This is a genomic window from Streptomyces sp. NPDC127190 (genome assembly GCF_042672505.1).
GTDB lineage: Bacteria > Actinomycetota > Actinomycetes > Streptomycetales > Streptomycetaceae > Streptomyces.
In genome coordinates, this window is the sequence record NZ_JBHXVE010000045.1 from 15,710 (window position 1) to 24,822 (window position 9,113).

General features: G+C 70.0%; 11 protein-coding genes and 2 pseudogenes. 10 read left to right on the forward strand and 3 right to left on the reverse strand.

The window, feature by feature from the left end; genetic code table 11:
• Positions 1-163: 163 nt before the first annotated feature.
• Positions 164-2,233, reverse strand: coding sequence for an MMPL family transporter (locus tag ACFVIU_RS37570; RefSeq protein WP_385848176.1), 2,070 nt, complete (start codon positions 2,231-2,233; stop codon positions 164-166).
• 283 nt (positions 2,234-2,516) lie between these two features.
• On the opposite strand from ACFVIU_RS37570, the gene ACFVIU_RS37575 reads away from it, so the two are divergent.
• Positions 2,517-2,882 (forward strand): DUF6207 family protein, encoded by a 366-nt coding sequence (locus ACFVIU_RS37575; protein ID WP_385848178.1) that lies wholly within the window; start codon positions 2,517-2,519, stop codon positions 2,880-2,882.
• A gap of 99 nt (positions 2,883-2,981) precedes the next feature.
• Here the strand turns inward: ACFVIU_RS37575 and ACFVIU_RS37580 are convergent, their stop codons facing one another.
• Complete coding sequence (locus tag ACFVIU_RS37580) at positions 2,982-3,224, reverse strand: hypothetical protein (protein ID WP_385848179.1); 243 nt, start codon at positions 3,222-3,224, stop codon at positions 2,982-2,984.
• Positions 3,225-3,941: 717 nt separating this feature from the next.
• Between ACFVIU_RS37580 and ACFVIU_RS37585 the strand changes: the two genes are divergently transcribed.
• Positions 3,942-4,439 carry a hypothetical protein gene (locus ACFVIU_RS37585; protein ID WP_385848181.1) on the forward strand — a complete coding sequence of 166 codons (498 nt, stop codon included), beginning with the start codon at positions 3,942-3,944 and terminating at the stop codon, positions 4,437-4,439.
• 628 nt (positions 4,440-5,067) lie between these two features.
• Positions 5,068-5,502, forward strand: coding sequence for a hypothetical protein (locus ACFVIU_RS37590; protein WP_385848182.1), 435 nt, complete (start codon positions 5,068-5,070; stop codon positions 5,500-5,502).
• Between the two features lie 128 nt (positions 5,503-5,630).
• Here the strand turns inward: ACFVIU_RS37590 and ACFVIU_RS37595 are convergent, their stop codons facing one another.
• Positions 5,631-6,311 carry an isochorismatase family protein gene (locus tag ACFVIU_RS37595; protein WP_385848183.1) on the reverse strand — a complete coding sequence of 227 codons (681 nt, stop codon included), beginning with the start codon at positions 6,309-6,311 and terminating at the stop codon, positions 5,631-5,633.
• A gap of 208 nt (positions 6,312-6,519) precedes the next feature.
• Between ACFVIU_RS37595 and ACFVIU_RS37600 the strand changes: the two genes are divergently transcribed.
• The 7 genes and pseudogenes from ACFVIU_RS37600 to ACFVIU_RS37630 all read left to right on the forward strand — a co-directional run bounded on the left by ACFVIU_RS37600 (position 6,520) and on the right by ACFVIU_RS37630 (position 9,012).
• Positions 6,520-6,696: a hypothetical protein gene (locus tag ACFVIU_RS37600; protein ID WP_385848185.1), complete on the forward strand. Its 177-nt coding sequence runs from the start codon at positions 6,520-6,522 to the stop codon at positions 6,694-6,696.
• Positions 6,697-6,787: 91 nt separating this feature from the next.
• Positions 6,788-7,464 (forward strand): annotated as a pseudogene (locus tag ACFVIU_RS37605) (GGDEF domain-containing protein).
• Positions 7,461-7,895, forward strand: a pseudogene (locus ACFVIU_RS37610) (hypothetical protein); the annotation flags it as partial. The pseudogenes ACFVIU_RS37605 and ACFVIU_RS37610, both read left to right, overlap by 4 nt.
• Positions 7,896-7,977: 82 nt before the next feature.
• Entirely contained in the window at positions 7,978-8,121 is a 144-nt protein-coding gene (locus ACFVIU_RS37615; protein WP_385848205.1) for a hypothetical protein, read from the forward strand.
• 20 nt (positions 8,122-8,141) lie between these two features.
• The gene (locus ACFVIU_RS37620) at positions 8,142-8,345 is read left to right on the forward strand and encodes a hypothetical protein (RefSeq protein ID WP_385848202.1); all 204 of its coding nucleotides are present in this window, start codon (positions 8,142-8,144) and stop codon (positions 8,343-8,345) included.
• Positions 8,345-8,830: a hypothetical protein gene (locus tag ACFVIU_RS37625; protein ID WP_385848187.1), complete on the forward strand. Its 486-nt coding sequence runs from the start codon at positions 8,345-8,347 to the stop codon at positions 8,828-8,830. Before ACFVIU_RS37620 ends, ACFVIU_RS37625 begins: the two co-directional genes overlap by 1 nt.
• The gene (locus ACFVIU_RS37630) at positions 8,830-9,012 is read left to right on the forward strand and encodes a hypothetical protein (protein ID WP_385848189.1); all 183 of its coding nucleotides are present in this window, start codon (positions 8,830-8,832) and stop codon (positions 9,010-9,012) included. Before ACFVIU_RS37625 ends, ACFVIU_RS37630 begins: the two co-directional genes overlap by 1 nt.
• Positions 9,013-9,113 lie beyond the last annotated feature (101 nt).

A 9,113-nucleotide genomic window follows, 5' to 3' on the forward strand; every position in this document is an offset into this window, starting at 1 on the left:
GTCGATCTTGTTTTGTAAGCGCCGGGCGTCTCCGTCGCGGCGCCGCTCGCCCAGCACCGCCGCGGGCCCCCCCCCCCCGCGGGGGGGCCCCCCCCCCCGCGCTCTGCCGGCCTTTCGCCTGGCACATGCCGTGCCACGTCGCTGTCTGACTCAGGGCGCTGGGTCAGGCGGCCTTGGCGGACAAGCCGGAACGCCGACGCTTCCTCTCCGGAAGCCACCAGTTGGCCGACCCGAGAGCCGCCATCACGGCCGGCACCAGCACGCCCCGGACCACCACCGCGTCAACGAGGGCGGCCAGGGCGACGCCTGCTCCGATCAGTTTGATGACGGACACAGAGGACGTGACCATGACCGACGTGGAGATGGCCACCGCGAGAGCCGCCGAGGTCATCAAACGCCCGGTACGGGCGATGCCTTCCACCACCGCAGCCCCGTTGTCCGCACTGCGCTCGTACTCCTCCCGGATGCGGCCCAAAAGAAACACCTCATAGTCCACCGACAGAGACAGTGCGATGGCCAGGGTGAACAGCAGCAGTGAGATGTCGAGCGACCCCGTGACCGTGAATCCGCCCAGCAGGCGACGAACCGTCCCGTCCTGGAACACGGATACCACGGCTCCCAGGCTTGCACCCAGACTGACCACCGCCACGACAAGTGCCTTCACAGGAGCCACCACACTGCGGGTGAAGAACGCAAGCAGCAACGAGAGGCCCGCACTCAGCAACGCCACCGTCCAGGGCAAGGCCCGCTTTGCGGAAGCGAGAGTGTCCACGACCTCCGCAGCCCGTCCGCCGACCATCACCGGTCCCGGAGCGTGAAGCGCCCGCACCGCTTTCACCAGCGCGGCAGCCGCGTCGCTGCCCGCCCGCACACGGGTAGTCGCCAGCAGGACGGCGCCGGCCTTCGAGGAACGGGCCGCCACACGCACCCCATCTACGTTGTCGACACGAGCCAGAACCGCCTGATAGGCGCTGACCTGCCGGACAGACGCGGGTGCGGGCACCACCACGGTGACCACCTGCTCGGGCGCCCCGGGAAACTCCGCCCGGACGCGCTCACTGACGGAGGCCACCTGCGAGGAAGCGGGCATGATGCGGTAATCCATGACGCCCAACCGTGCGTGCGCGAAGGGCCATGCCAGCAGCGCCAGCGACAGCGCCGCCACACCCCCCGCCCACACCCACCGGCGGGTGACCACCTGCGCCGTACGCCGCCAAAAAGGGCTGCCCTGCCCGAGCCGGACGCGGCGCCAACGGCCAAAGGGGTCACCACGCTCGTACAACGGCCCCCACAGCACCAGGCAGGCAGGGGTGAGCAGCAGAGCCGCAGCAGCCGCAGCAGCCGCCAGGACCGTAACGGTAACTCCTGCCACGGCCAGCGCCCGGACCAAGGGAACGGGTACCAGGGCCACCGCGGCAAGGCACACAGTGACGGCTGACGCGGAAAACGCCACCGAGCGGCCGCTGGTCCGCACGGCCCTATCCAGCGCCTGGGGGCGTGAAAGGCCGCCGGCCAGTTCCTCCCGGTACCGGGCGAGCAGAAAGAGCGTGTAGTCGACGGCGAGACCGAATCCGATGGCCAATGCCGCATTCACCGCGAAAGACGAGATGGGGACGACGTGCGCCAGCACCCCCAGCAGCGGAATGGTGCAGCCCACCGCGACACCGGCGACCACCACCGGCATCAAGGCACTGACGATCGAACCGTAGGTGACCAAAAGGAGAAGGAACACCACAGGAGCCGCCAGCAGTTCGGCCCGCAGCAGGTCGTGCTCGATACGGGCATCGATCCGCTTGTTCGCCCACGCCGGACCACTGGCCTGCACCGTGTACCCCGGCACAGCGGCTCGCCCTTGTTCCAGCAACCGATCGGCCGTCCGCTCACGATCTCTTACCGACCCGTCGAGCCTGGCCAGAACCAGGGCAGCATCACCGCTGGCAGAACGCAGCCACGGCTGATCCTTCGCGGCCCCCGACCACAGAGCACGCACGCCGGGCTGCCGCGCGAGCATCCCCGTCACCGCCTCAGCGGCCCGCACGGCCCCACTTCGGGTTGTGTCCCGGCCCCTGACAGTCAAGGCCAGATCGGCATACGGAACCCCAAGGCGTTCCGCTGCGTGCCTGGCTCGGAACGCCTCGGTGTCCTCGGTCAGCGTCCCGTCCCTGGCGAACGTGGAAACCGAGACCGGAATGAACAGGGCAGCAAGCACAACGACGATGATGGCTCCCGTCACCGTCAGTCGTGCTCTGGCCATAGATACATGCGCCACTTGCACATCAGCCTTTCGACGTTCCTCGGAACCGTGACACCAAGAGGAACGCTGAAATCCGCTAAAGGTAGCTACACCGCGGCCATGCAGGCGGCGCCCCCCCCTGGGAACGACTCCAACGGCTGTGATCAAGCGGAGTCAGCTGGCAGATGGCCGGGGCGGTCCTCACCCGGGCGGACGTTTCCGATCGGCTCGACACCGGCGTTGTCGGGCCGGGGCAGTTGGCTCCACAGCGACGCCGGCTTTCGTGCGGCCGGGGCCAGACCCTTCAGCACCTTGGCGACTTCCTGCGGCGCCGGCATCGCGCCCAATTCCGCTCATTGAGTGTGGTGTTCTTGGGGGGGCGTGCACCACGGCGCCCTGGCGAGCCGGGCCGCCCGCCTCCGCCGAAGTCGAGAGCACCGCGTCGGGGACGAACCCGAGCCCATGGCAGCGTGCACAGCTGAACCGCCGCGCCCAGGATGTTACGCGCCCGCCCGAACTTCCGCAGGAACTGCTCGCCGGGCGGTGTGCGGTCGCGGTCGCGGACCGCACGACCCGGGAGCCCGGCCAGCCGGGCGTGCGTCCGGACTCGGTCCCGGCCTGGAGCGTCACCGTCACGGTGGCGCAGTAGCTCGCATCCGATGCAATTGGCGCCGGTAGGAACAATGGAGCAGCGGTTGGCGCTAAGCCCTGATCTTGGTTGCGCCGCTGTCTTCCGGAAGCCGGGTGGTCACCGGGCGGGTTCCGGCTGGTCCGCCGTACGCGGGGCGGGGAGTTCGCCGGCCTTCAGGGCGCTGAAGGCGGCGTGGGCGGCCTCGATCGCTTCGGGGTATGCCTCGCGCTTGGCGTGCTCGGCGAGCGCCCGGTAGATGCTCGCCACCGAGGGGCTCTGCCCCTTGCGCTTACCAGTGGGGATGATCAGGTCGGGCTGGATCTGCTCGACCGACTCTCCGTTCGCCCTGCGCCGCATCACGGTGTGGAGCAGAGTGGGCGTACGGCTGCCCGGACTGTCATCTGCCCATCCAGGGCGGGCGCGCCGGCCTGGCCGCACACCGCAGCACCGTCCACCACGGCCGTGACGACCCCCGGCGCCGCATCACCATTCAGCTCGACCTCTGAGCCGCCCCGCCTCACAGCGTGACGGACGCTCCGTGCCGCCCCGGCGCTTCCGCACCACGGAGGCCGGGGCGGTCGCGGTGGCCCCTCAAGCACTGGCACGGAGAGGAGATGGGCGTCATGCCGCGCACCGAGTTCTATGAGGTCGACGTCCCGATACACGACACCACCGACCCGGCCCGCAAGGGTGTTGTGACTGAGCGGGCCGGTTGGCCGCTGTGTACTTCAGTTGGCCATGTCGGCGCTCAGAGGCAGTAGTGCACGAGATCAGCCCGCGCTGCTGCAAACCACTCAGCCGGGGGAAGCGCGATCCAGACATCCAGTTGTCCAGACAGAGCGGTGTTGATGAGGAATCTGTGATGCGTCGGGACCTGTTTCGGACACGCTGGCGTCAACGACGTGTACGGGTGGTCTTGGCCCGTTATGTCGCGGCACGAATGATCTGAGGGACATCAGGCGGACGCTTTCTGGGCTCGCTGGGAAGTTCCTGGCGCGCGCCGGGGGAGGCAGATGCCGTGGAGATTGCTGTGAGCCGTCCCCGGGGCGGCTTGAGCGACAACCCACAGGAGTGAATGTGTCGAAGTGTCGTAAGGCCCTTGTGGCGGCTGCGGTTGTGTTGGCTGCGGGACTGGCAGGCAGTGCTCCGGCTCAGGCGAGCAGCGCGCGTGCCGCCAGCCTTTCTTTCAGGCTCATCGATGCGGGGACCGGCGACTGGGCGAAGAACTTCCCTCCCGGGGAGCAGCGGCCGCCGTTCGCGACGGGCGTCGTCCTCGACCAGGACTTCGCATCCGTCTACGAGAAGTGGAACGTCACGCGGTACGAGGACGGGTATGCCATTCAGGACGTCGGGACTGGCTTCTATGCCACGGACCGGGGCGGGGAGGTGCTCGGTACCTCGGAATTCGACCCCGGCACCTCGGTCTGGTCGGTCGAGCCGGCAGGCGGCGGGCTCTACACCATCAAAAAGCGGGGTCAGGACTCGGTGTGGACCGAGGTCGACAATCACGTCGAGCTGAAGCCCGCCGACGGCTCGTCCACTCAGCGCTGGGCGTTCGAACGCGTCGACGGCTGACGCCTGCCGCACGGGGCGGGTCTGGGGCCCGCCCCGGTCACGTCATGAAGACTGAACGCGGCAGCGCGAGCGAAGCGGGCGACCACTCTTGGTCCTCGATGTCCGGAGTCCGAGAATGTCAGGTCGGCCCGCGGCCTGGGCGCTCTCTGCTTCTTCGACGTCCTGCCGGGCGGCCCGGTCGTCGTCGCCCTGGTGGACGCCAGCGGCTGGCTACAGCCGGCCTCCCGCACCATCGGCGCGGAGATCACCGTGTACGGCGGCTGGACGGCCGGACCGAAGGGGTGACCCAGCACCGGCACCATCGGGAAGGCAGTCTGCCCTTCACAACAGGCCAGGCACCGTGCCCCGCTCACGCAATGCGAGCGGGGCACGGCCATGTCTCACGGCCCAGCCAACTACGACACGAGGAGAGGCCAAGTGAAGCACTCATTGGCCAAGTACCTCGCTCAGTCACACGTGCTGTGACTGAGCGCTTTAATTGGCCAGTGAGCGCAACGCCCGGCCGGTGGTGTTCGGCAGCCACGCGTCGCCGAGCACCACGCACCCCGCGCCTGCGTGTCCGATCACGGGACGTAACATGGCGCCGATGAGCCGCGAAAGGGGGGGCTGACCTGTGGCAGGTGGTGCAGTGATCATCCCGTTCCTGGCGTTCGTTCTGGCCATCCCGCTGGCGATGCTGTCCTATGCGGTCGGCAAGAAGACGTCCCAGAAGATGGGCTGGCTGTTCGCCTCGGTCTTGGTTGGCCTGCCCGCTGTGCTGCTGATCGCCATGTTCATGCCTCGAGGTGGCGCCTCCGACCCGTCGCGTCCCATCATCTACGGGAATCCATACGAGCCCGGCTCGATTGCGGACGCCCAATACAAGCGCGGCTACGACTTCGCCGCCGCTCTCGCCAAGCAAGGGGAGAACCCGGGATCCGGCATGGCGGACGACGTCTATCTCTGGTGCCAGGACCGGCTGACGCCAGCAGCAGGCTTCAAGGGCAAGGTCACCACGGCGATGATGCAGGGCTGCATCTGGGGATCCCAGCAGCGCTCCGCACCTCCGTCGAATGCGCCGTAAGGTCAACTAGCGCGCTCAGTCACACTGGTGTGACTGAGCGCGTTACTTGGCCACTCTGCTTACTGCAGTTGGCCACACCGTCCGACGTCGGTATTGCTGGGCGCGGCTTGGCCCCGGTCCGCCCGTTGTCAGTCCGGGCAGTGTCCGATCAAATCCAGTACCTCGTCCGTGGTCCGTACGTCACCGAACGACCGGTAGATCGTGGACAGCGCGGCATTGTGGTCCCGATCGCGCCGAGCCGCGTTTGCGTCGGCCACCATCAGCACGCGCAGGCCCGTCGTGGCCGCGTCCCTGGCGGAGGACTCGCAGCAGACGTTCGTGAGTGCGCCCGTGATGAGGACGGTATCGGTGGCGCACTCGGCCAGCAGACCCGGCAGCGGTGAGCGGTCAGGGAAGAAGGCACTGTAGGCGGTCTTCTCCACCACCAAGTCATCCGGCCGAACATCGAGGGCGTGCCACAGACGCGAGCGGAGCGGCCCTTCCCCGCCTGTCGCCGCGAACGCCTTGCTGACGGTCGGTCCGTAAAACTCGCTGCTCACCCTCCCGAGGGGTGGCTCGTTCGCCGGCAGCACCCATGCGACCAGTCCGCCAGCAGTGCGCAGCGCCCCGGCGATGCGGCCGACGTTGGGCACGATGCCGCGGACATACGGATTGGCCTCGGCGAAAAAGGGCACCATGTCGATCACGATCAGTGCGGTGCGTTCCGGGTCGAGGCTCTCGTAGGCGTGTCTCCTGCCACGCCTGGACTCCTGCCGCGCGTACTCCCGGGGGTCGATCCACCAGTCGTGGATCTTGGAATCGGTCGGCATACGCCCCCCTCAGTCGGCTTGCCTGCGGCTGCTGGGAGTCTGCCCTCGGACACCGACAACCAGGCTGTCCCCGCCCGCCGGCCCCACGTCGTGCTCAGAGCGGCCAGCTGAAGAGCACAGTGGCCAAGTAACGCGCTCAGTCACAGGTGCGCACGTCTTCACCGGCGTCGCGGACTCCCCCGCCGCGGCCCTGCGCCGCGCGCACGAGGTGTACGACGCCGCGCTCGCCGCGCACCCGGCCGGACTCGAGATCCCCGGCAAGCAGCCGGACAGCTGGGGAGCGCGCGGGCTTCGGCCCCGCTGGCAGATGGAGTGGCCCGCCGCGAAGGCCGGCCTCTGGAGCAACCCCGTCAGCTGGACGATCCGCAGCGACTTCGCGCTGTAGCTCCGCCCCGGGACAGCCGCACTTGCTTGGCGGCTTCGTCGGCTGCCCCGGGCCCATCCATCCCGTACGAGACGAGACGGAGAACCCAAGTATGTCGTCCCTCCTGCGCGTTCAGGGCCGGATCGGCCAGCGCACCCTCTTACTGACGACCGCCGCCGTGCCGTTGACCGGCTGGGCGGTGCACGCCGTCGCACTGCACAAGCGGCTCGCCGCCACGCGGAAGGACCCGCTGACCGGCCTGCTGCGCCGCGACTCCTACACCGCCCGCGCCCACCGGCTCCTGGCCCGCCACGGCGACGACACGGCCGTGGTCATCGTCGACCAGGACCACTTCAAGGCAGTGAACGACGACTTCGGGCACCCGGCCGGGGACGCCGTCCTGGCCGCGACCGCCGCCCGGTCAACGCGTGGGCGGGCCCGCGCGCCACCGTCGGCCGCCTCGGCGGCGACGAGTTCGCCGTCGTCCTGGAGCTGCCCGCCACACGCCTGGAGCAGCGCCTCGCGCAGCTGGTCCGCATGCTGCACACCCCCGTCGTCCTCGAGGACGGCCGCACCGTCGACGTGGCCGCCTCGGTCGGCGCCGCGACCCCGAACGCGGTCGGCTCCCGTGACCTGACCGTGCTGCAGCGGGCCGCCGACGCCGCGCTGTACGACGGCAAGCACTCGGGCCGCGCGGCCATCGCCTCGCCCGCGCACACCACGGTGCCGTCCGTCAACGGCCGCCGTGCCGGGCGCCCGGGAACGGCCGTATGGGGGCGAGCCGCATGAGCACGCCCCTCCCGCAGGGCGACTGGATCCGCGGCATCAGCGTCCAGCAGCCGCACGCCACCTGCATCCTGACCGGCGCCAAGGGCATCGAGAACCGACCCAGGCCCTGGAGCTGGCGCGGCTGGATCCTCCTGCACGCAAGCCAGCGGATCGACCGGGCCGCCCTGCGCGTCCCGCTGATCGCCCGCACGATCCGCTGCCGGGAGCTGACCACCGGAGCCGTGATCGGCATTGCGCGCCTGGTCGACTGCCACCAGGACCCCGAGGGCTCCGAGCCCTGCACGCCGTGGGCGCACCCGGGCGCCTGGCACCTGGTCCTGAAGGACGTCCAAGAGGTGCCGCTACCGGTCCCCGCCGCCGGGCAGCTCGGGCCCTGGAAGCCGACCGAGGACCTGCTGGATCGCGTGTTCCAGCAGCTGCCCGGCTCCCGGCGAGTTTCTCGTCTGGCGCGACGGCCAGCACTTCGACCGCTGGCAGGACCTCCCCTGCACGCTGTGCGGCCCGCCCACGCCCATGCGCTCCCACTCCGGCGAGCCCGTGCACAAGGCATGCGCGGAGGGCTGGATCACCGCCAACCCCGTGGAGGCCCGCCGAGGGCGGTTCGCCTCCGACCTCGCGCCGAAGCCCAAGTCCAAGGGCCAAGGCGACCACGCCTGACCTCCACCTGGAGGACCTCCATGAGCAGCACCGACCGCGACGTCGACCACGCCCTCGCCTACCCCGAGCCGCCGGCCTCCCCGCTCTGGCACCGCCACGGCGCGAAGGCACGCCCGCTCACGCCCGCCCAGCAGCGGCGCAACCGCGAGCTGCCGGACATCGCACAGCGCACCACCCGACCCCGCTCCCCTCACCCCACCAAGCCCCTGGCGGAGGCCACCTGATGGACACCAAGCACTGCGCCGTCGACGGCTGGGTCGACGCGATACCCGCCCCCGGCCCGTGCACCGGGACCGCCACCTTCGACCTGATCGTCCGGCCCGCCGACATCGACGCGCTCCCCGACGACGCCCCCGACACGGTCGTCACCTGCACCAGCGGCGACCCCCGGATCACCCACGAGCTGCTGAACCGCATCCAGCCCGGCGACCTGCTGCGCGTCACCGGCACCCTGGTCCAGTCGCCGGCGCCCGGCGAGCCCGCCCGGCTCACCGTCGACGCCCTGGAGGTCCTGGACACCGGGCTCATCCCGGTCCTGCGGGACATGGTGATGGACCGCTACGGCGACTACTGCGTCATCTTCGACGCCGACCGCGAGAAGGTGCCCCTCTTCACCGCGCTCGGGCAGTGGGTCGGCGAGGCGGACACCCCCGCCGCCATCGCCACCCTCATCGACATCCACGAGCGCGTGAACGGCGGTGACGCCTGATGGCCACCACCAGCCCGCAGGCCCGCACGGTCCTGGAGCGGTTCCCCGCCGGAAGCCCCCGCGGCTCCTGGCCGGCCGAAGAGTACGCCGCCAACCAGCGCGCCCAAGGCACCAACGCTCAGGTCGTGATGGACCTGCGCACTGACCAGTTCCTCGTGGTCACCGACACCACCACCGAGTAGCACCACTCCGGAGCGCCGCGCCCCGCCCTTCCCGGCCGGGCGCGGCGCTCCGCACGTTCCCCCCCGTCCCGCCCGGGCACGAGGCCGCCGTGCACCCGATG

Bases quoted from the DNA above. Each gene is read 5' to 3' on its own strand.
- ACFVIU_RS37625 (WP_385848187.1), top strand. From the start codon at position 8,345: ATGGACACCAAGCACTGCGCCGTCGACGGCTGGGTCGACGCGATACCC.
- ACFVIU_RS37595 (WP_385848183.1), bottom strand. From the start codon at position 6,311: ATGCCGACCGATTCCAAGATCCACGACTGGTGGATCGACCCCCGGGAG.
- ACFVIU_RS37630 (WP_385848189.1), top strand. From the start codon at position 8,830: ATGGCCACCACCAGCCCGCAGGCCCGCACGGTCCTGGAGCGGTTCCCC.
- ACFVIU_RS37615 (WP_385848205.1), top strand. From the start codon at position 7,978: ATGCGCTCCCACTCCGGCGAGCCCGTGCACAAGGCATGCGCGGAGGGC.
- ACFVIU_RS37620 (WP_385848202.1), top strand. From the start codon at position 8,142: ATGAGCAGCACCGACCGCGACGTCGACCACGCCCTCGCCTACCCCGAG.